Source organism: Thioclava marina, assembly GCF_002020135.1.
Taxonomy (GTDB): domain Bacteria; phylum Pseudomonadota; class Alphaproteobacteria; order Rhodobacterales; family Rhodobacteraceae; genus Thioclava; species Thioclava marina.
Map to the genome: position 1 here is coordinate 2,022,153 of NZ_MPZS01000001.1, position 20,276 is coordinate 2,042,428.

Annotated in this window: 16 protein-coding genes and 2 pseudogenes; 10 read left to right on the forward strand and 8 right to left on the reverse strand. The window is 63.2% G+C overall.

Annotated features, from left to right (window positions below; all coding sequences use genetic code 11):
* Positions 1–60: 60 nt before the first annotated feature.
* From pip to infB, 7 genes and pseudogenes are all read left to right on the forward strand, one after another.
* Positions 61–1,032: a prolyl aminopeptidase gene (gene pip, locus BMG00_RS09815; protein WP_078574164.1), complete on the forward strand. Its 972-nt coding sequence runs from the start codon at positions 61–63 to the stop codon at positions 1,030–1,032.
* 30 nt (positions 1,033–1,062) lie between these two features.
* Positions 1,063–1,515, forward strand: coding sequence for a tryptophan-rich sensory protein TspO (gene tspO, locus BMG00_RS09820; protein ID WP_211274118.1), 453 nt, complete (start codon positions 1,063–1,065; stop codon positions 1,513–1,515).
* Positions 1,516–1,655: 140 nt separating this feature from the next.
* Entirely contained in the window at positions 1,656–2,237 is a 582-nt protein-coding gene (gene rimP / locus BMG00_RS09825; RefSeq protein ID WP_078574165.1) for a ribosome maturation factor RimP, read from the forward strand.
* A 1-nt stretch (position 2,238) separates the two neighbouring features.
* Positions 2,239–3,855, forward strand: a complete 1,617-nt coding sequence (gene nusA / locus BMG00_RS09830; RefSeq protein ID WP_078526890.1) for a transcription termination factor NusA — start codon at positions 2,239–2,241, stop codon at positions 3,853–3,855.
* A 29-nt stretch (positions 3,856–3,884) separates the two neighbouring features.
* Positions 3,885–4,514 carry an RNA-binding protein gene (locus tag BMG00_RS09835; protein ID WP_078526905.1) on the forward strand — a complete coding sequence of 210 codons (630 nt, stop codon included), beginning with the start codon at positions 3,885–3,887 and terminating at the stop codon, positions 4,512–4,514.
* Positions 4,511–4,946 (forward strand): annotated as a pseudogene (locus tag BMG00_RS17935) (translation initiation factor IF-2 associated domain-containing protein); the annotation flags it as partial. The gene BMG00_RS09835 and the pseudogene BMG00_RS17935, both read left to right, overlap by 4 nt.
* Positions 4,947–5,137: 191 nt before the next feature.
* Positions 5,138–7,042, forward strand: a pseudogene (infB, locus tag BMG00_RS09840) (translation initiation factor IF-2); the annotation flags it as partial.
* Between the two features lie 93 nt (positions 7,043–7,135).
* On the opposite strand, the gene BMG00_RS17875 reads toward infB, so the two are convergent.
* The 4 genes from BMG00_RS17875 to BMG00_RS09855 all read right to left on the reverse strand — a co-directional run bounded on the left by BMG00_RS17875 (position 7,136) and on the right by BMG00_RS09855 (position 10,082).
* Complete coding sequence (locus BMG00_RS17875; RefSeq protein ID WP_093469965.1) at positions 7,136–7,264, reverse strand: hypothetical protein; 129 nt, start codon at positions 7,262–7,264, stop codon at positions 7,136–7,138.
* 127 nt (positions 7,265–7,391) lie between these two features.
* Positions 7,392–7,790 carry a (deoxy)nucleoside triphosphate pyrophosphohydrolase gene (locus BMG00_RS09845; RefSeq protein ID WP_078574166.1) on the reverse strand — a complete coding sequence of 133 codons (399 nt, stop codon included), beginning with the start codon at positions 7,788–7,790 and terminating at the stop codon, positions 7,392–7,394.
* Positions 7,787–9,151: a bifunctional glutamate N-acetyltransferase/amino-acid acetyltransferase ArgJ gene (gene argJ / locus BMG00_RS09850; RefSeq protein ID WP_078574167.1), complete on the reverse strand. Its 1,365-nt coding sequence runs from the start codon at positions 9,149–9,151 to the stop codon at positions 7,787–7,789. Before argJ ends, BMG00_RS09845 begins: the two co-directional genes overlap by 4 nt.
* Positions 9,152–9,170: 19 nt before the next feature.
* Complete coding sequence (locus tag BMG00_RS09855) at positions 9,171–10,082, reverse strand: peptidylprolyl isomerase (protein ID WP_078574168.1); 912 nt, start codon at positions 10,080–10,082, stop codon at positions 9,171–9,173.
* Positions 10,083–10,263: 181 nt separating this feature from the next.
* Between BMG00_RS09855 and secA the strand changes: the two genes are divergently transcribed.
* The gene (secA, locus tag BMG00_RS09860) at positions 10,264–12,975 is read left to right on the forward strand and encodes a preprotein translocase subunit SecA (protein WP_078574169.1); all 2,712 of its coding nucleotides are present in this window, start codon (positions 10,264–10,266) and stop codon (positions 12,973–12,975) included.
* A gap of 184 nt (positions 12,976–13,159) precedes the next feature.
* Complete coding sequence (locus BMG00_RS09865; protein WP_078526917.1) at positions 13,160–14,224, forward strand: hypothetical protein; 1,065 nt, start codon at positions 13,160–13,162, stop codon at positions 14,222–14,224.
* Here BMG00_RS09865 and radC read toward each other — a convergent pair.
* The 3 genes from radC to dnaK form a co-directional block, all read right to left on the reverse strand.
* On the reverse strand, positions 14,218–14,979 hold the full coding sequence (gene radC, locus BMG00_RS09870; RefSeq protein WP_078574171.1) for a RadC family protein: 762 nt from the start codon (positions 14,977–14,979) through the stop codon (positions 14,218–14,220). The two genes, BMG00_RS09865 and radC, sit on opposite strands and share 7 nt — an antisense overlap.
* An 85-nt stretch (positions 14,980–15,064) precedes the next feature.
* Positions 15,065–16,225 (reverse strand): molecular chaperone DnaJ, encoded by a 1,161-nt coding sequence (dnaJ, locus tag BMG00_RS09875; protein WP_078526921.1) that lies wholly within the window; start codon positions 16,223–16,225, stop codon positions 15,065–15,067.
* 75 nt (positions 16,226–16,300) lie between these two features.
* Positions 16,301–18,214: a molecular chaperone DnaK gene (gene dnaK / locus BMG00_RS09880; protein ID WP_078526923.1), complete on the reverse strand. Its 1,914-nt coding sequence runs from the start codon at positions 18,212–18,214 to the stop codon at positions 16,301–16,303.
* 182 nt (positions 18,215–18,396) lie between these two features.
* On the opposite strand from dnaK, the gene BMG00_RS09885 reads away from it, so the two are divergent.
* Complete coding sequence (locus BMG00_RS09885) at positions 18,397–19,032, forward strand: alpha-ketoglutarate-dependent dioxygenase AlkB family protein (protein WP_078574292.1); 636 nt, start codon at positions 18,397–18,399, stop codon at positions 19,030–19,032.
* A 64-nt stretch (positions 19,033–19,096) separates the two neighbouring features.
* On the opposite strand, the gene BMG00_RS09890 is transcribed toward BMG00_RS09885, so the two are convergent.
* On the reverse strand, positions 19,097–20,239 hold the full coding sequence (locus BMG00_RS09890; RefSeq protein WP_078526925.1) for an alkane 1-monooxygenase: 1,143 nt from the start codon (positions 20,237–20,239) through the stop codon (positions 19,097–19,099).
* Positions 20,240–20,276 lie beyond the last annotated feature (37 nt).

Sequence of the window (20,276 nt, forward strand, 5' to 3'; positions counted from 1 at the left end):
CTCGCGCTCAATTGCGATCCGCCCATGGCGGGCGCTTCGTTTGATCTATATAGTTCAGCCATGGACAGAACTGCAGGGCAAAAGCGCGCATCGGGCGCCCATCTCTATCCGCCGGTCGAACCTTTCGATCAGCGCCGGATCGATGTGGGCGACGGCCATGTGCTTTATGTCGAGCAATCGGGTCATCCCGAGGGCCAGCCGGTCGTGGTCTGCCATGGTGGGCCGGGGGGCGGTTGTTCGCCCACGATGCGGCGTTTCTTCGATCCGCGCCATTACCGGATCATCCTGTTCGACCAGCGCGGCTGCGGGCTCTCGCGCCCCCATGCGAGCGTGACGGCCAACACGACCTGGCACCTGATCGCGGATATGGAGCAGATCCGGCAGGAGCTGGGCATCAATCAGTGGATGGTTTTCGGCGGCAGCTGGGGGGCGACACTGGCGCTGCTCTATGCCGAGGCGCATCCCGACCGGGTCGAGGCGCTGATTCTGCGTGGGGTGTTCCTCGCCACGAAGGCCGAGCTCGAGTGGTTCTATGGCGGCGGCGCGGGGCAGTTCTATCCCGATCTCTGGGCGAATTTCCGACGCCCGATCCCGGAAGGCGAACAGCATGACCTGATCGGGGCCTATCACAAGCGGCTCTTCTCGGGCGATTACATGGCCGAGGCGCGCTATGGCCGCCATTGGGCGATGTGGGAGAACGCGCTGGCCTCGGTGGCCTTCGATGGCCCGCCCGGCGAGGCCTCCTCGGATTACGCGCGCGCTTTCGCGCGGCTCGAGAACCACTATTTCCAGAACGGCGCTTTCCTCGAGGAAGACGACCAGATCCTGCGAGACCGGCACCGGATCGAACATATCCCGACGAAGATCGTGCAGGGGCGGCTCGACATGATCTGTCCGCCGATCTCGGCGCATCGTCTGGCGCAGGGCTGGGCGCGGGCGGAATTGCAGCTCGTGCCGATGTCCGGTCATGCGCTGAGCGAGCCGGGGATCACTGCCGGGCTTGTCCGCGCGATGGATGCGCTTAGATCCTGATTCATCGGGATTTCGATCGGAGCCCACCGCATGATGCTCACATTCTTTGCGCTTTTCCTCCTTGCCTCCGCGGCCGCGGCGGCGACCGGCATCATCTTCAAGCCCGGGGATTGGTATCTCGGGCTGAACAAGCCCGGCTTCACCCCGCCAAACTGGGTCTTCCCGGTCGCCTGGACCTATCTCTATGTCTCGGTCGCCTATGCGGCGGCCCGCGTGGCGGGCGTCGAGGGTAGCCAGATCGCGCTGGCGCTGTTTGCCGTGCAGATCGCGCTCAACACGCTCTGGACGCCCGTGTTCTTCGGCGCGCATCGGCTTGGGATGGGGATGGCGGTGCTGGCCTGTCTGTGGGTCGCGGTGGTCGCGATGATGATGGCCTTCTTCCGGCTCGATCTGATTGCGGGGCTACTGGTGATCCCCTATCTCGCGTGGCTGAGCCTTGCCTCGGCGCTCAACTTCCGGGTCTGGCGCGACAACCGGTCCTGAAGTTTAGCTTGCGGAATCTGCCGCGCAGGACTATATCGCCTTCAACAGCGGCGCGCCGGGGTCCAAACCTGACGCCCACCGGAAACGTGTGACGGGCCGCAAGGGCCCGTTTTTTGTTTTGTAGGATCGGAAAGAAAGACATGACCGACCTGATCGCCAAGACCGCCATCGACCGGCGTCTGGCCGAGATCGTGACCCCCGTGATCGAGGGGCTGGGCTTCGAGCTCGTGCGGCTGCGGCTGCAGGGCGGCAAGACGGCCACGCTTCAGATCATGGCCGACCGCCCCGAAGGCGGAATCGTCGTGGACGATTGCGCCGCGATCTCGACCGCCGTCTCGGCCGCGCTCGACGTGGAAGACCCGATTGAGGACAAGTATACGCTCGAGGTTTCCTCGCCCGGCATCGACCGTCCGCTGACGCGGCTCAAGGATTTCGATATCTGGGAAGGCTACGAGGCGAAGATCGAGACCACCGAGCCGATCGACGGGCGCAAGCGCTTCAAGGGTATCCTGCGCGGCACCGAGGGCGACGAGGCCCTGATCGAAATCGAGGACCAGGGCGAAGAGGTCGTGATCGGCCTCAATTTCGACCTTCTCGCCGATGCGAAGCTCGTGCTGACCGACGACCTGATCACCGAGATGCTGCGCCAGAAGAAAGTGGCCGAGGGCATCGACGAAAACGAATTTGACGAGATTGACGAATCCCCCGAGGAGGAGACCTGAGATGGCCATTACCGCAGCCAACCAGCTTGAGCTTCTGCAGACCGCCGAAGCCGTGGCCCGCGAGAAGATGATCGACCCGGATCTGGTGATCCAGGCGATGGAGGAGAGCCTCGCACGCGCCGCGAAGTCGCGTTACGGCGCCGAGATGGACATCCGCGTCTCGATCGACCGCAAGACCGGCAAGGCGACCTTCACCCGCGTGCGCACCGTCGTCGCCGATGAAGAGCTGGAGAACTACCAGGCCGAGCTGACCGTCGAGCAGGCGAAGCAGTATCTTGACGATCCGCAGATCGGCGACACGATCGTGGACGAGGTTCCGCCGGTCGATCTGGGCCGGATCGCCGCGCAATCGGCCAAGCAGGTCATCCTGCAGAAGGTCCGCGAAGCCGAGCGTGATCGCCAGTACGAAGAGTTCAAGGACCGCGTCGGCACGATCATCAACGGCGTCGTCAAGCGCGAGGAATACGGCAATATCATCGTCGATATCGGTCGTGGCGAAGCGATCCTGCGCCGCAACGAGAAGATCGGCCGCGAGAGCTATCGCCCGAACGACCGCATCCGCGCCTATGTGAAGGACGTGCGCCGCGAGACCCGTGGCCCGCAGGTCTTCCTGTCGCGCACCGCGCCGGAATTCATGGCCGAGCTGTTCAAGATGGAAGTGCCGGAAATCTACGACGGCATCATCGAGATCAAGGCTGTGGCCCGTGATCCGGGTTCGCGCGCGAAGATCGGCGTGATCAGCCACGACAACTCGATCGACCCGGTCGGCGCCTGTGTCGGTATGCGCGGCTCGCGCGTGCAGGCTGTCGTCGGTGAACTTCAGGGCGAGAAGATCGACATCATCCCGTGGAACGAAGATCAGGCGACCTTCCTCGTGAACGCGCTGCAGCCGGCCGAAGTGTCGAAAGTGGTGATCGACGAGGAAGCGGGCAAGATCGAGGTCGTGGTCCCCGATGAGCAGCTTTCGCTCGCCATCGGCCGCCGTGGTCAGAACGTGCGTCTGGCCTCGCAGCTGACCGGGCTCGACATCGACATCCTGACCGAGGCCGAGGAATCGGCACGCCGTCAGGCCGAGTTCGCAGAGCGCACCAAGCTCTTCGTCGACGCGCTCGATATCGACGAGTTCTTTGCACAGCTTCTGGTGGCGGAAGGCTTCACCTCGCTTGAGGAAGTGGCCTATGTCGACATGGACGAACTCCTGTCGATCGAAGGCGTGGACGAGGGCACGGCCGAAGAGCTGCAAGCCCGCGCCCGCGACGTGATCGAGGAACAGAACCGCAAGGCTCTCGAAGCCGCGCGCGAGATGGGCGTCGAACAGTCGCTCTTCGATTTCGAGGGTCTGACCCCGCAGATGATCGAAGCGCTGGCCAAGGACGGCATCAAGACGCTGGAAGACTTCGCGACCTGCGCCGACTGGGAACTGGCCGGCGGCTGGACCACGGTCGACGGAGCGCGTGTGAAAGACGATGGTCTGCTCGAGAAATTCGATGTGAGCCTCGAAGAGGCGCAGAACCTGATCATGACCGCGCGCATCCAGCTTGGCTGGGTCGATCCCTCGGAGCTGGAAGCCGAGGACGAGGGTGAAGCGGAAGACACCGAGGAGGAGGCCGAGGCGTAAGCCTCGGGCCCAACCGGAGAGGAAGCAAGATGAGTCGCGGCGGCAAGCCGAAAGAGCATAGTGATCCCGAACGGCGCTGCATCGTCACGGGCGAAGTTCAGCCGAAGGCTGGGCTTGTCCGTTTCGTGCTCGGACCGGACGGGATGATCTATCCGGACGTGGCGGAAAAACTGCCCGGCCGGGGGATCTGGATCACCTCTGATCGGGCCGCGATCGAGACCGCGATGAAGAAGGGGCTATTCGCCCGCGCCGCCAAGGCGCCCGCGAAAACCCCTGAAAATCTGGTGGAAATGGTCGAGCAGGCCCTTGCCAGTCGCGTTGTCGATCTTATTTCTCTGGAGCGAAAGGCTGGCAAGGCAGTTGTCGGCTTCGAAAAGGTCAAGGGCTGGCTGGCCGAAGGACGCGCGAAAGTGCTGCTCCAGGCCAGCGACGGCTCGGACAGGGGAAAAGGCAAGCTGTGGACGCCCGAAGGTGGGCGCTGGTTCGGCTGCCTCACCTCTCAGGAATTGGGTTTGGCATTCGGGCGCGATCGTGCGATACACGGCGCGCTTGCAGCTGGTGGCCTCACCCGGCGTGTGATTGAAGACGCATCGAGGCTTGCGGGATTGCGCAAGCAGGACGGCGGCAAGTCCGCCATGAAGGATACGAAGACGGCATGAGCGATACTGACGGCAAAAAGACTCTCGGACTGGGCGGCGGGCGCCCCGGGCAGGTGAAGCAAAGCTTCTCGCACGGGCGTACCAAGAACGTCGTGGTCGAGACGAAAGGCAAGAAGCGGGTGCTGAACAAGCCGGCGGCAGGCGGAGCCGGCAAGACTGCGGGCGGCAAGCCGGCTGGTGGCGACCCGTCGAAACGCCCCGCCGGGATCTCGGACGCCGAGATGGAGCGTCGCCTGAAGGCCCTTCAGGCCGCCAAGGCGCGCGAAGTCGAAGAGGCCGCTGCCCGCGTTGCCGAGGAAAAGGCGCGCGAGGAAGAACGTGAGCGTCGCCGCGCCGAGGCCGAGGCCAAGGAGCGCGAAGAGCGCGAGCGCGAAGCCGCGCTCAAGGCGAAGGCAGAAGAGGACGAGCGCAAGAAGCGCGAGGCCGAACTTCGCGACAAGAAAAAAGAAGAGATCCGCAAGGCGGGCCCCAAGAAAGACGAGCCGGTCGATCAGGCCGCCGTCGAGGCCGCTGCGGCGCGCGCCGAGACCAAGGGCGTTTCCGCCTCGGGTCCGCGCAAGACCGACCGCGAGCGCGACACCCGCGCACCCGAGCGTGACACCCGTGGCGGCAAGGGCCGTGACGATGGCAACCGCCGCTCGGGCAAGCTGTCGCTGAGCGATGCGCTCTCGGGCGGCGAAGGCCGCCAGCGCTCGCTCGCCGCGATGAAGCGCAAGCAGGAACGCGCGCGCCAGAAGGCGATGGGCGGGTCCAGCCGTGCCGAGAAGCAGAGCCGCGAAGTTCAGCTTCCCGAAACCATCATGGTCTCGGAACTGGCCAACCGTATGGCCGAACGCGGCGCGGACGTGGTCAAGACGCTGATGAAGATGGGCATGATGGTCACGGCCAACCAGACCATCGACGCCGACACCGCCGAGCTTGTGATCGAGGAATTCGGCCACAAGGCAGTGCGCGTTTCGGATGCGGACGTGGAACAGGTGATCGACACCGTCAAGGACAAGGCTGAAGACCTCCAGCCGCGCCCGCCGATCGTGACGATCATGGGGCACGTCGACCACGGCAAGACCTCGCTGCTCGACGCGATCCGTCATGCCAATGTCGTTTCGGGCGAAGCGGGCGGCATCACGCAGCATATCGGGGCCTACCAGGTCACCACCGAGAGCGGCGCGGTTCTGACTTTCCTCGACACGCCCGGCCACGCGGCCTTCACCTCGATGCGTGCGCGCGGCGCCAACGTGACGGATATCGTCGTGCTGGTGGTCGCGGCGGACGACTCGGTGATGCCGCAGACGATCGAAGCCATCAACCATGCCAAGGCCGCGAAAGTGCCGATGATCGTGGCGATCAACAAATGCGACAAGCCCGATGCGAACCCGCAGAAGGTCCGTACCGAGCTGCTCCAGCACGAAGTCGTCGTCGAAGAGATGTCGGGCGACGTGCAGGACGTGGAAGTTTCGGCCAAGACCGGCAAGGGACTCGACGAACTGCTCGAGGCGATTGCGCTTCAGGCCGAGATCCTCGAGCTTCAGGCCAACCCCGATCGTGCCGCGCAAGGCGCTGTGATCGAGGCCAAGCTCGATGTGGGTCGTGGTCCGGTCGCGACGGTTCTCGTGCAGCACGGCACGCTCAAGCGCGGCGATATCTTCGTCGTGGGCGAGCAGTGGGGTAAGGTCCGCGCGCTGATCAACGACAAGGGCGACCGCGTCGATGAGGCCGGCCCGTCGGTTCCGGTCGAGGTGCTCGGCCTGAACGGCACGCCCGAGGCCGGTGACGTGCTCAACGTCGTCGAGACCGAGGCTCAGGCCCGCGAGATCGCCGATTACCGTGAGCAGGCCGCCAAGGACAAACGCGCTGCCGCTGGTGCCGCGACGACGCTTGAGCAGCTTATGGCGAAGGCCAAGGCCGACGAGAGCGTGTCCGAGCTTCAGGTCATCGTGAAGGCCGATGTGCAGGGCTCGACCGAAGCGATCGTTCAGGCGCTCGAGAAGGTCGGCAACGAGGAAGTCCGCGTTCGCGTGATTCATTCGGGCGTCGGTGCGATCACCGAGTCCGATATCACGCTGGCCGAGGCCTCGAACGCGCCGGTCATCGGCTTCAACGTGCGTGCGAATGCGCCTGCGCGTAACGCCGCGAACCAGAAGGGCGTCGAGATCCGTTACTACTCGATCATCTATGATCTGGTGGACGATATCAAAGCCGCCGCTTCGGGCCTCCTGTCGGCCGAGATCCGCGAGAACTTCATCGGCTATGCCGAGATCAAGGAAGTCTTCAAGGTCACCGGCGTCGGCAAGGTCGCGGGCTGTCTCGTCACCGAGGGTGTCGCCCGCCGTTCGGCCGGTGTGCGCCTGCTGCGCGACAACGTGGTCATCCACGAAGGCACGCTCAAGACGCTCAAGCGCTTCAAGGACGAGGTCAAGGAAGTGCAGTCGGGCCAGGAATGCGGCATGGCCTTCGAGAATTACGACGATATCCGCCCCGGCGATGTCATCGAGATCTTCGAGCGCGAAGAGGTCGAGCGTTCGCTCTGACCCTTGTGGCGAGAGAAATGAAAACGGGGGCCTTCGGGCCCCCGTTCTTGTTTGGCAGCAGAATTCGGTTCGGTCTTGCCGCGCCGGGGCAGATCAGGCGCTGACGGGACGACCCGCGAAGAGCGAATCGCCCACGCGAACGAGGATACGCCCACAGTCCAGTTGACGCTCGAAGACGCCCTGGATCGAGACGCTGCTGCCGATCAGAATGGTTCTGAGCATTTTTCCCACCTCCCTATGGCGGGAGATTAAACCTCAAGCCCTTTACGAAACGCAAATGCAATAAACCGGTTTTTCCGGTTTTGTGGGCATTCAGGGGGAGTTTCCGCCCAAACCGCGAGCGGACAGGTCAGAGCCAGTCGCGCAGGATCGGAATCAGGGGGATGTCGGCTGGCGGCATCGGGTAGTCGCGCAGATCTTTCGCGCGGGCCCAGGTGAGGGTCTGGCCCTCTTGCGGAACCAGAGTCCCTTCCCATTTCCGGCAGGCAAAGAGTGGCATCAGCAGGTGGAAATCGTCATAGGCGTGGCTTGCGAAGGTCAGCGGCGCGAGGCAGCTCTCATGGGTGCGGATACCGAGTTCCTCGTCGAGCTCACGGATCAACGCGGCCTCAGGGGTTTCACCGGGTTCCACCTTGCCGCCGGGAAACTCCCAAAGACCTGCCATCGACTTTCCTTCCGGGCGCTGTGCAAGAAGCACGCGCCCGTCCACGTCGATCAGCGCGACCGCCGAAACCAGAACCACCTTCACGAACGGTAATCCGCGTTGATGTCGATGTAGCGATGGGTCAGATCGCAGGTCCAGACGGATTTCGATGCGCGGCCCAGCCCCAGATCGACGCCAATCACCAGTTCCGGATTCTTCATGTAGGCGCTTGCCTTTTCTTCGGAATAATCCGGCACGCGCCAGCCCTTCTCGGCCAGCACCATATGCCCGAACGAGATCGTCAGCTTGTCGCGATCCGCCTTGGCGCCGGACTTGCCGATGGCAGCCACGACGCGGCCCCAGTTTGCGTCCTCGCCCGCGATCGCGGTCTTCACCAGCGGCGAGTTCGCCACCGCCATCGCGACCTTGTGGGCATCCTCGGCCGAGGCGGCGCGGGTCACGCGGATCTCGACGAACTTGGTGGCGCCTTCGCCATCCTTCACGACCTGATGGGCGAGATCCATCATCACCGCGCGAAGACCGGCCTCGAAATCCTTCGCGACCTGACTGCGCAGATCGGAAATCTCGGCGGCTTCGGATTGCCCCGTTGCGGCCACGATGAGCGCGTCCGAGGTCGAAGTGTCGCTATCCACGGTGATCGCGTTGAACGTGTCCTCCACCTGGCGCGAGAGCATCCGTTGCAGCCGCGCGGGCGTGATCTTTGCGTCGGTGAAGATATAGACCAGCATCGTCGCCATGTTGGGCGCGATCATCCCCGAGCCCTTGGCGATCCCGGCGATCTTGATTTCGCCGCCCTCGCCCTGAACGGTCGCGCAGGCGCCTTTCGGATAGGTGTCGGTCGTCATGATCGCGCGTGCGGCATCCTCGATTCCGGCGGGCGACAGGCGCTCGGCCAGAGTGTCGATCGCGAGGATGATCTTCTCATAGGGCAGGGGTTCGCCAATCACCCCGGTCGAAGAGGAAAATACACGGCTCGCAGGCAGATCGAGCGCCTTCGCGACGCCTTCGGTCACAAGGTCCACGGCTTTCTGGCCAAGCTTGCCCGTAAAGGCATTCGCATTGCCCGAATTGACGATGATCGCGGCGCCGGCGCCTTGCGGCACACGTATTTTCAGCTTTTCCTGACAATCCAGAACGCAAGCCGCCCGGGTCGAGGAGGTGGTGAAAACGCCCGCGATCGAAGATCCCGGAGCGACCTTGGCCAGCATCACATCGGTGCGGCCCGCATATTTCACCCCCGCCGCGGCGGAGGCGAATTCAACACCGGCAATCTGCGGCATCGCGGGGAAGGCCTCTGGCGCGAGCGGCGAGACCGTCACGGCCTTCGTCTTGATCGGGGCGGGCGCGGAGGTGGCGAGATCGGACTTCAGCGCCTTTACCTTGGCGCGCAGCTTTTTGACCTTGGTCTTGAGCTCTTTGTCGTCCTTCGATTTCTTCTTGGCCATCGCGCCCGCCTCTTGTCGATCAGTTGCTTCCGAGGATGGACTGATCCTTGAGAATGGACGGATCAATCCCGTCGGTCATCTTCTCGATTTTCGCGCCGTCCACAACATCCTTCACGCGCTTTTCCACCGCAGCCTGACGGATATCGCCTTCGAGCTCGTCGCGCACATCCGCGAGCTTGGGCGCATCGACGAGCTTGGTGCCGATCAGCTTGATCACGTGCCAGCCATATTGCGTCTGGACCGGGCCGACGATCTCGCCATCCTTCATGCCCGCCACCGCATCCGCGAAGGGCTTCACCATCGCGTCAAGCTTGAACCAGCCCAGATCGCCGCCATTGGCCGCCGTGCCGTCGAAGGAGTTCTTCTTGGCCTCTTCCGCGAAATCGGCCCCGCCATCGATCTCGGCCTTGATCTTCTCGGCCTCTTCCTTGGTTTTCACGATGATGTGCGCCGCGTGATATTCCTTGGTCGGTTCGGCCTTGGCGTATTTCGCGTCATATTCCTGCTGCACCGCCTCGTCCGTCACGGCCTTATCCGCGGTGTAGTTGAGCATCGCCCCGGACAGGTAGGCCCGTTTCTGAACCTCGAGCGCGATCTTGTCGCGCTGGGTGATGCGCTTTTCCTCGAGCTGGGCGAGTGCGGTCTGTTGGATCAGCTGCTCGAGAATGCCGTTGAAAAGCTTGTCATCCGCGAGCGACTTGTATTGCGCGGGCAGCCCGTCGCGTACCGTCTGCATCATGCCCAGCGTAATATCCTGACCGTTCACGGTCGCCACGACGGTATCGGCGGTCAGATCGGGGCGCGGCTTGGCGGCTGTCTCGGCCTGGGTCGCATCGGCGGGTGCCGCCGTCTTCGCGTCCTCGGCCATCGCGGCCCCCGAGACCATCGCGAGAACCGCGACGCTTGCGAGAAGTTGGGTCAGTTTCGGCATCCTTGCCACTCCCTTTGGGCCGCGTCTTCTGGCGGCGTTGACACTCTGGCAGTCGCCCCTTACATCGCCAAGGGTCTGTAAGAGCCGTTTCAGCCTTGTTTCGCTCGCTCTTCTAGGCAGCCAAACCCCTCGCAGCAAGGCGTCGGGAATAACGATCTGGTCAGCTACCCTCGGAGATTACATGCTCGGCATCGGAACACTCGCGAAGAAGGTCTTCGGTTCATCGAACGACCGCAAGGTGAAATCGGTGCGCCCGCTGGTGGCCAAGATCAACGCACTGGAAGAAGAGTTTGCACCGCTCACCGATGAGCAGCTCATTGAAAAGACACGCGAGTTTCAGCGCCGCGTGCAGGAAGAAGGCGAAAGCCTCGACAAGATCCTGCCCGAAGCCTTCGCCAACTGCCGCGAAGCCGCGAAGCGCGCGCTTGGTCTGCGCGCCTTCGACGTGCAGCTGATCGGCGGGATCTTCCTGCATCAGGGCAACATCGCCGAGATGAAGACAGGTGAGGGCAAGACCCTCGTCGCGACCTTCCCGGCCTATCTGAACGCGCTCGCGGGCAAGGGCGTGCATGTCGTCACCGTGAACGACTACCTCGCCCGCCGCGACTCGGAATGGATGGGCAAGGTCTATAACGCGCTCGGCCTGAGCTGTGGCGTCGTGGTGCCGTTCCAGCCCGAGCCCGAGAAGAAGCTCGCCTATGCCGCGGACGTGACCTACGCGACCAATAACGAGCTGGGCTTCGACTACCTGCGCGACAACATGAAGACCTCGGTCGACCAGATGATGCAGCGCGGCCATTTCTTCGCGATCATCGACGAGGTGGACTCGATCCTGATCGACGAGGCGCGCACGCCGCTGATCATCTCCGGCCCGTCGGATGACCGCTCGGAGCTTTACGTCACGCTCGACAAGTTCATCCCCCAGCTGACCGAAGAGCATTACACCGTCGACGAGAAACAGCGCACCGCGACCTTCACTGAAGAGGGTAACGAATTCCTCGAGCAGATCCTGCACGAGGCGGGTGTGCTCCCCGAAGGCCAGTCGCTCTACGATCCCGAAAGCACCACCATCGTTCACCACGTGAACCAGGCGCTGCGGGCCCACAAACTGTTCTTCAAGGATCAGAACTATGTCGTCATGGGTGGCGATGTCGTGTTGATCGACGAATTCACCGGCCGCATGATGAAGGGCCGCCGCCTGTCCGAAGGCCTGCATCAGGCAATCGAAGCGAAGGAAGGCGTGCAGATCCAGCCCGAGAACGTGACGCTGGCTTCGGTGACCTTCCAGAACTACTTCCGCCTCTACAACAAGCTCGGCGGCATGACCGGCACCGCGGCCACCGAGGCCGAGGAATTCGCCGAGATCTATTCGCTCGGCGTCGTCGAGATCCCCACGAACCGCCCGATCGCCCGCAAGGACGATCACGATCGCGTCTATCGCACCGCAAAAGAGAAATACGATGCGGTGGTGCAGGCGATCCTCAAGGCGCATGAGAAGGGCCAGCCGATCCTTGTCGGCACGACATCGATCGAGAAATCCGAGATGCTCTCGGAAATGCTGACCCAGGCTGGCATCAAGCATAACGTTCTGAACGCCCGCCAGCACGAGCAGGAAGCGCAGATCGTGGCCGAGGCAGGCCGTCTGGGCGCGGTGACGATCGCGACGAACATGGCCGGGCGCGGCACCGACATCCAGCTTGGTGGCAATGTCGAGATGCGTGTGCAGGACGAGCTCGCCGCGAACCCCGAGGCCGATCCCGAAGAGGTGCGCAAGCGGATCGAGGCCGAGACCGCCGACGAGAAGCAGAAGGTGCTGGAGGCCGGTGGTCTCTTCGTGCTCGCGACCGAACGCCACGAGAGCCGCCGCATCGACAACCAGCTGCGCGGCCGTTCGGGCCGTCAGGGCGACCCGGGCCGCTCGCTGTTCTTCCTTTCGCTCGAAGACGACCTGATGCGCATCTTCGGATCGGACAAGCTTGACGCGGTTCTGTCGAAGCTCGGGATGAAAGAGGGCGAAGCGATCATTCACCCCTGGGTGAACAAGTCGCTTGAACGCGCTCAGGCGAAGGTCGAAGGTCGCAACTTCGACATCCGCAAGCAACTCTTGAAATTCGACGATGTGATGAACGACCAGCGGAAAGCGGTCTTCTCGCAGCGTCGTGAGATCATGGAAAGCGAAGAGGTCGGCGAGATCACCCGCGACATGCGCGTGCAGGTCATCGAGGATCTCGTGGATCGCTACATGCCGCCGAAAAGCTATGCCGACCAATGGGATGTCGAGGGTATGCATCAGGCGGTGATGGAGCAGTTGAGCCTCGACGCGCCGATCGCGAAATGGGCCGAGGAAGAGGGCGTCGATCAGGACGTGGTGATCGAACGTCTCGAAGAGGCCACCGACACGATGATGGCCGAGAAGGCCGAGGCGTTCGGCCCCGAGACGATGCAGCTCATCGAAAAGCAGGTGCTCTTGCAGATCATCGACGCGAAATGGCGCGAACACCTCGTCACGCTCGACCAGCTGCGCCAGACCATCGGCTTCCGCGGCTATGCGCAGCGTGACCCGCTGTCGGAGTTCAAGACCGAGAGCTTCCAGCTTTTCGAGATCATGCTCGACAGCCTGCGCTCGGAGGTGACCCAGCAGCTCATGCGCATCCGTCCCCTGACGGCCGAAGAGCAGGAGCAGATGCAGGCGCAGATGCAGCCTCAGACCGCCCCGCAAGCCGATGTGGCCGAGGCTTCGGCCGTCCCGGCAGAGGAAGCGGAAGTGGTGGCCGAGGCGCTGCCCGGTTTCGACGAATCCGATCCTGCGACCTGGGGCGATCCGGCGCGCAACGACCCGTGCCCCTGTGGTTCGGGCAAGAAGTTCAAGCACTGCCACGGTCAGCTCGTCTGACGAAATACGGCAAAGAAAAGGCGGCGAGGGCCGCCTTTTCCATATCTAGTCGAAATTCAATAGAGATTTCACAATATTTGCGAAACGCTCAACCTTAGCGTGCCGCAAAGTTTTCTCAATTCGCGCCCAGCTTCGCCGCTTTCCCCCATTAATTCTCCGGAAAGTAAGTCTGCCGGAGGCCTTGATGCGCAATATCCGCAAGATATCCATGATCGGCGCGACCTTCCTGCTCGCAGCCGCGACTGGCCATGTCATGCAGACCGTTGGGCCTTCGCCTGCGCTCGATACCGACTACATCGCGCCGATGATGCCGATCGCTGATTGGCAGGACCGGATTGCGCCGCGCCTGCCCAAGCCGATGTTGAAGCCGCCGATCGCGCGCGTGCAGCTCATCAGCCAGACCGTCCTGCGCAATCCTCCGAGCCGCAACATCGTGCGCGACACGGGCGTGGGGATGATCCCCACCATGGCGAGCGCCATGGGAGACGGCTTTGCCATGCCGCGCACCCTGCCGCAGATGAACGCGCCTGAGAGCGCCGCCTCCCCAGCGCCGGGGTTTGCAGAAAAAGGCGCGAGCCTGCCCGATTGCGCACCCGCGCAGCTGAGCGCGGATGCGAGCGGGGCGGGCCTGTTGCGCGTCACTCTTACCGCCCCCTGCCAGCGCAATTCCGAAATCGTGCTTCATGATGGCAAGCTGATGCTCGAAGGGCGGACCGACGGACGTGGGAACTGGTCCGAGATGCTGCCCGTTCTCGATGCGCAGGCGGAACTGACGGTCTTCGCGCATGGTGAACGCATCGCGCGGAACAGCGTCTCCGTCGCCGGCATCGATCGCGTCAACCGCGCGATCCTGATCAGCGCGCAAGGCGACGAGATGCATCTCAACGCCTATGAGAATGGCGCCGGGTTTGACGAGGCGGGGCATGTCAGTATCGCCACGCCGCGCACCTATGATACGCCCAAGGGCGGGTACATGGCGCAGTTCCAGACGGTCGATGGCAAGCAGGTCGAAATCTATACCGCGCCATCGGATCTGACGGAGGTCGGGCTCGAGCTCGATATCGCGCTCAATGAAGATAACTGCGGCAAGACCGTGACAGGGTCTGTTTGGAATGTGGTCGGCGGTCGGGCGCATCCCGAGACGCCTCTCGAGATCGACCTGCCGAGCTGCCCGGCCGATGGCGGGGCGGTCGTGTTGTCGTTGCCCGGTTTCGCCAATCAGATGGCCGCGAACGCCGCCACTCAGTAAAAGCCCTCTGCACGCAGGCTGACCTCGCGATCCTTACCCAGGATCAGATGGTCGTGCAGCACGATCCCGAACAGTTCGGCTGCCTGCGCAATCTGGCGGGTGATCACGATGTCAGCTTCTGATGGGGTAGGGTCGCCCGAGGGGTGGTTGTGCACCAAGATCAGCGCCGAGGCATTGGCCTCCAGCGCACGCTTGATCACCTCGCGCGGATAGACCGGCACATGATCCACGGTGCCGCGACCCTGCTCCTCATCCGCGATCAGCCTGTTCTTTCGATCGAGCAACAGCAGGCGGAATTGCTCTGTCTCGGCATGGGACATGGAGGTGTGACAGTAATCGATAAGTGCCTCCCACGAGCTTAGCACCGGCCGCTGCATCACCTTGGAGCGCGCCAGTCGCTGCGAGGCGGCTTCGACGATCTTGAGCTCCTGGATCACGGCCTCGCCCACGCCGGTCACCTGGCGCAGACGCGCGGGCGGGGCAGAGACCACACGCCCGAAATCCCCGAAACTGTCGATCAGGCGACGCGCGAGCGGTTTCACGTCTTGCCGGGGAATTGCGCGAAACAGCACGAGTTCGAGGAGTTCGTAATCCGGCATCGCCCGCGCGCCGCCCTCCATGAACCGTTCCCGCAGACGTCGGCGGTGATCGATGAGGTAAGAGGGCTGCTTGCCCGGGGCCGCGACCGGCGTGGCGGCCTGAGCGCCAAACAGCGGCAGCGGGGATTCTTGGCAGCTATGCGAGGTCTCGTCCATGCGGGCAGCATGGCCGATTCGCGATGAACAAAGGCTTAACCGGCACGGAATACGGGATATGAAAAAGGCGCCCGAAGGCGCCTTCTCATTGCGTCATGCCATCCCAGAAGTTCTTGACCTTCTTGAAGAAGCTCGCCCCTTCCGGGTTGTTCTCGGCCTCGATCTCCTGAAATTCCTTCAGGATCTCCTTTTGGCGCGCGGTCAGGTTCACCGGCGTCTCGACCGCGAGTTCGATGAACATGTCACCGACCCCGCCGCCGCGCAGCGCCGGCATGCCCTTGCCGCGCAGTCGCATCTGCCGGCCCGATTGACTGCCCGCCGGGATCTTCACGCGCGAGCGCCCGCCGTCGATCGTCGGCACCTCGACCTCGCCACCCAGGGCGGCCGTCGCCATGCTCACCGGCACGCGGCAATGCAGATCGGTGCCGTCGCGCTCGAAGATCTGGTGCGGCTGGACCTCGATGAAGATATAGAGATCGCCCGAGGGACCGCCGCGCAGACCCGCCTCGCCTTCGCCGGCGTGGCGGATGCGGGTGCCCGTCTCCACCCCCGGAGGGATGTTGACCTGAAGCTGGCGATCGGTCTCCACCCGGCCTGCGCCATGGCAGACCTTGCAGGGGTTCTTGACCACCTGGCCCTGGCCACCACAGGTCGGGCAGGTCCGCTCGACGGTGAAGAAGCCGTTTTGCGCGCGCACCTTGCCCAACCCCGAACAGGTCGGACAGGTTTGCGGTTCTGCCCCGCCTTCGGCACCGGTGCCGTTACAGGCGGTACAGGCCGCCGAGGACGGCACGTTGATCGTCTTCTGGGTGCCCTTGAACGCCTCTTCAAGCGTGACGCGCAGATTGTAGCGCAGATCCGAGCCGCGTTGCGCACGCGAGCGCGGATTGCCACCACCACGGCCACCCATGAAGTCGCCGAACAGATCCTCGAACACATCCGAGAAGGCCGAGGCGAAGTCGCCCTGACCCGGACCGCCGCCGAAACCGCCACCGGGCCGCGGGCCGCCGCCCATGCCACCCTCGAAGGCCGCGTGACCGAAGCGGTCATAGGCTGCCTTCTTCTCGGGATCCTTCAGAACGTCGTAAGCCTCGTTCGCTTCCTTGAACTGGGACTCGGCATCGGGATTGTCGGAGTTGCGGTCGGGATGGAGTTCCTTGGCCTTCTTGCGATAGGCCTTCTTGATCTCTTCGGCCGAGGCGCCCTTGGCGATTCCCAGAACGTCGTAATAGTCACGTTTTGCCATTGGCTACCCCTCTTGGGGGAACATGGGAACGGGCCCGCCTAGATTCGGCAGGCCCGCCCGACGTTCCGCGCGCAATTACTTGCGCTTGTCCTCGCCCAGGTCCTCGAAGTCGGCATCGACGATATCGTCATCGACATCGCGCGGCTCGTCTTCGTCCGAGGCCTCGCCCTGACCGGCTTTCTCCTGCTCGGCCTTGTAGATGGCCTCGCCGAGTTTCATTGCCGCGTCCGTGAGGTTCTGGATGGCGCCCTTGATCTTGCCGGCTTCCTCGGTCTTGAGGGCTTCCTCAAGCGCGTTGGCAGCCAGTTCGATCACTTCGACCGTCGAGGCATCGACCTTGTCGCCATGCTCTTCGAGCGATTTGCGGGTCGAGTGCAGGAGCGATTCGCCTTGGTTCTTGGTCTCGACGAGTTCCTTGCGGGACTTGTCGGCCTCGGCATTCGCCTCGGCGTCCTGAACCATTTTCTCGATCTCTTCGTCGGACAGACCGCCCGAGGCCTGGATCGTGATCTTCTGCTCCTTGCCGGTGCCCTTGTCCTTCGCCGAAACGGACACGATGCCGTTTGCGTCGATGTCGAAAGTCACTTCGATCTGCGGCATGCCGCGCGGCGCCGGCGGGATGTTCTCGAGGTTGAACATCCCCAGCAGCTTGTTGTCCGCGGCCATCTCGCGCTCGCCCTGGAAGACGCGGATCGTCACTGCGTTCTGGTTGTCTTCCGCGGTCGAGAAGATCTGCGACTTCTTGGTCGGGATCGTCGTGTTGCGGTCGATCAGGCGGGTGAAGACACCACCCAGCGTCTCGATGCCCAGCGACAGCGGGGTCACGTCGAGCAGGACCACGTCTTTCACGTCGCCTTGCAGAACGCCGGCCTGAATGGCCGCGCCAAGCGCCACGACTTCGTCCGGGTTCACACCCTTATGCGGCTCCTTGCCGAAGAAGTTGGTCACTTCTTCCACGACTTTCGGCATGCGGGTCATACCACCGACGAGCACGACCTCGTCGATCTCGTCCTTCGACACGCCGGCATCTTTCAGCGCGGCGGCGCAGGGCTTGAGCGAGGCCTTGATCAGATCGCCCACGAGGCTTTCCAGCTTCGCACGGGTCAGCTTCATGACCATGTGCAGCGGCGTGCCGTCCTTGCCCATCGAGATGAAGGGCTGGTTGATTTCGGTCTGGCTCGAGCTCGAGAGTTCGATCTTCGCCTTTTCGGCCGCTTCCTTCAGACGCTGGAGCGCCATCTTGTCCTTGGTCAGATCGACGCCATGCTCTTTTTTGAACTCCTCGGCGAGGTAGTTCACGATGCGCATGTCGAAGTCTTCACCACCGAGGAAGGTGTCGCCGTTGGTCGACTTCACTTCGAACAGGCCATCGTCGATCTCGAGGATGGTGATGTCGAAGGTACCGCCGCCGAGGTCATAGACCGCGATGGTTTTCGTTTCTTTCTTGTCGAGGCCGTAAGCGAGCGCAGCCGCAGTCGGCTCGTTGATGATGCGCAGCACTTCGAGGCCGGCGATCTTGCCCGCGTCTTTCGTGGCCTGACGCTGGGCGTCGTTGAAGTAGGCGGGCACGGTAATGACGGCCTGCGTGACTTCCTCGCCCAGATAGCTCTCAGCGGTTTCCTTCATCTTCTGAAGAATGACGGCCGACACCTGCGCGGGGGAGTATTTCTCACCCTTCACTTCGACCCATGCGTCGCCATTGCCGCCATCGACGATGTTGTAGGGGACGAGTTTCTTGTCCTTCTCGACTTCCGCATCGGTGGTGCGGCGGCCGATCAGGCGCTTGACGGCGAAGATGGTGTTCGACGGGTTGGTGACCGCTTGGCGTTTCGCCGGCTGGCCGACCAGACGTTCATCGTCGGTGTAAGCGACGATCGAGGGGGTGGTGCGCGCCCCTTCGGAGTTTTCGATCACTCGGGGTTGCGCACCATCCATGATGGCGACGCAGGAGTTCGTGGTCCCGAGGTCGATACCAATAACTTTACCCATGATGTTACCTCTCTTGGCGATATGGCGGGGTGCGGGTCCAATCAGGCCCCCGGCCCCTATCCCTTGGGTTTCGGTTTCATGTCCTGCCGGAGGACGCTGTGGTCCGCGACCGGCTTCGAAGCGTATATAAGGAGGGCCAAATCGGCCTGCAAGAAGGCTCCCCCGAGGAAGATTGCGAGAAAATGACAGAAATTCCCGAGGACGCAACCGCACGCCCCGCGCCACAGGAAATTCGTGGCTTCCGGCATTATCCCGGCTGGCTGACGCTGGAAGAGCAGAAAAGCCTGATCGAAGAGCTGCGCGGGTTGGTGGCAAAGGCGCCGCTGTTCTCGCCGATGACGCCTTACGGCAAGCCGATGTCGGTGCGGATGACCTCGGCGGGGCGCTTCGGCTGGGTCTCGGACCGGCGGGGCTACCGTTATTCGGAGACCCATCCAGATGGTCATCCGTGGCCGCCGATCCCGCAATCGGTCCTGCGGATCTGGGAAGCGGTTTCGGGCACGACACGCGCCCCGGAATGCTGCCTGATCAACTTCTACGGCGAGAATGCGAAGATGGGGATGCATCAGGATCGCGACGAGGCGGATTTCGATCATCCTGTCGTGTCGGTCTCACTGGGCGATGACGGGCTCTTTCGGATCGGCAACGCGACGCGCGGGGGCAAGACCGAAAGCCTCTGGCTGCGTTCCGGCGATGTCATGGTGATGGGAGGTGAGGCGCGGCTCCTTTATCACGGCATCGACCGGATCGAGCCCGGCACCTGTCCGCTCATGCCGAATGGCGGCCGGATAAATCTCACGCTGCGCGTCGTGACCTGAGACCCGCGCAAACGGCGCGTGAGGGAGCCTCCGGCGGGGATATTTATGCCAAGAGGAAGGGGGGTCAGAAAGATCCACGCGGGAGCGGTGTCGTGCCCTTGTTGTAAGGCGTCCAGTCCTCGATCTCGGGGTAGTATTTGCGGCGCCAGGCGCGCACCCGTGGGTTCATGCGGCGCCGCCAGAGTGGGGGGATCATCGCCAGCGCCGTCATGCCGGGATAGCCGAAGGGCAATTGCGGCGCCTCCTCGGCATCGTAGGTTTGCAAGAGCGGGAAGCGGCGGTCGGGTTTGTAATGGTGATCCGAATGGCGCTGGAGATTGATCAACAGCCAGTTCGAGGCCATGTGATCGGCGTTCCAGCTATGGCGCGGCAGGACATGTTCATAACGCCCGTCGCCCTTGTATTGGCGGGTCAGCCCGTAATGCTCGACATAGTTGGTCAGCTCCAGCTGCCAGACCGCGAAGAAGGCTTGCAGCACAAAGAGACCCAGCCCCATCCAGCCGCCGATCGCGAAGGCGGCGATCAACGCCAGCGCTTGCAGCGCGGCGTAGCGCCAGAACGGGTTGGAGCCATGCCAGACCGGGCGGCCCGCGCGGCTGAGCTTCAGCTTCTCGGCCTTCCATGCCGAGCCGGGGCATTCGAAGAGCACGCGCCAGAAGAAGCGGTGAAAGCCCTCGTTGTAGCGCGCCGAAACCGCATCGCGTGGCGTGCCGACCCAGAGGTGATGGACCAGAAGATGCTCGGTGCGGAAATGGGAATAGAGAACCGTGGCCAGCAGAAGATCGCCGAGCCAGCGCTCGAGCTTGGTCTTCTGGTGCAGCAGCTCATGCGCATAGACGATGCCGATCGTGCCCGAGATCACGCCAACGCCGAACATCAGCGCGACGATTTCGAGCCCGTTCAGGTGGTCCGTATGCGTCACCCACCAGATCGTGCCGAAGATCACCGCCGCCTGTATCGGGAACCAGATCAGGGTGATCGCGCGATACCAGAAAAGATCCGCCTCGGGCGTGTCCGTGTCGGGCTGGTCCTCATTCCGACCGAGCAACTGATCGAGCAGCGTCGTCAGCCACCACGCATAGGCGGGCAGCAGGGTCAGGGTCCAGCCGCCGAACCGTGCCTCGATCATCGCCAGCGGCACGGTGCCGAGCGAGAGCCAGAAGGGCAAGGCGTGGGCGGGGCGGCGGATCTCGTCGCGGCTCGACATGGGGAGGTCCCGGTTGTTGCGCGGCCATCTTAGCCTA

Excerpts from the sequence above, each read along its gene's own strand:
- BMG00_RS09855 (WP_078574168.1), bottom strand. The coding sequence starts at position 10,082 with ATGCCGAAACTGACCCAACTTCTCGCAAGCGTCGCGGTTCTCGCGATG.
- BMG00_RS09835 (WP_078526905.1), top strand. The coding sequence starts at position 3,885 with ATGAGTCGCGGCGGCAAGCCGAAAGAGCATAGTGATCCCGAACGGCGC.
- BMG00_RS17875 (WP_093469965.1), bottom strand. The coding sequence starts at position 7,264 with ATGCTCAGAACCATTCTGATCGGCAGCAGCGTCTCGATCCAGGGCGTC.
- pip (WP_078574164.1), top strand. The coding sequence starts at position 61 with ATGGACAGAACTGCAGGGCAAAAGCGCGCATCGGGCGCCCATCTCTAT.
- tspO (WP_211274118.1), top strand. The coding sequence starts at position 1,063 with ATGATGCTCACATTCTTTGCGCTTTTCCTCCTTGCCTCCGCGGCCGCG.
- secA (WP_078574169.1), top strand. The coding sequence starts at position 10,264 with ATGCTCGGCATCGGAACACTCGCGAAGAAGGTCTTCGGTTCATCGAAC.
- BMG00_RS09885 (WP_078574292.1), top strand. The coding sequence starts at position 18,397 with ATGACAGAAATTCCCGAGGACGCAACCGCACGCCCCGCGCCACAGGAA.
- BMG00_RS09865 (WP_078526917.1), top strand. The coding sequence starts at position 13,160 with ATGCGCAATATCCGCAAGATATCCATGATCGGCGCGACCTTCCTGCTC.
- rimP (WP_078574165.1), top strand. The coding sequence starts at position 1,656 with ATGACCGACCTGATCGCCAAGACCGCCATCGACCGGCGTCTGGCCGAG.
- nusA (WP_078526890.1), top strand. The coding sequence starts at position 2,239 with ATGGCCATTACCGCAGCCAACCAGCTTGAGCTTCTGCAGACCGCCGAA.
- dnaK (WP_078526923.1), bottom strand. The coding sequence starts at position 18,214 with ATGGGTAAAGTTATTGGTATCGACCTCGGGACCACGAACTCCTGCGTC.
- argJ (WP_078574167.1), bottom strand. The coding sequence starts at position 9,151 with ATGGCCAAGAAGAAATCGAAGGACGACAAAGAGCTCAAGACCAAGGTC.
- radC (WP_078574171.1), bottom strand. The coding sequence starts at position 14,979 with ATGGACGAGACCTCGCATAGCTGCCAAGAATCCCCGCTGCCGCTGTTT.
- dnaJ (WP_078526921.1), bottom strand. The coding sequence starts at position 16,225 with ATGGCAAAACGTGACTATTACGACGTTCTGGGAATCGCCAAGGGCGCC.
- BMG00_RS09890 (WP_078526925.1), bottom strand. The coding sequence starts at position 20,239 with ATGTCGAGCCGCGACGAGATCCGCCGCCCCGCCCACGCCTTGCCCTTC.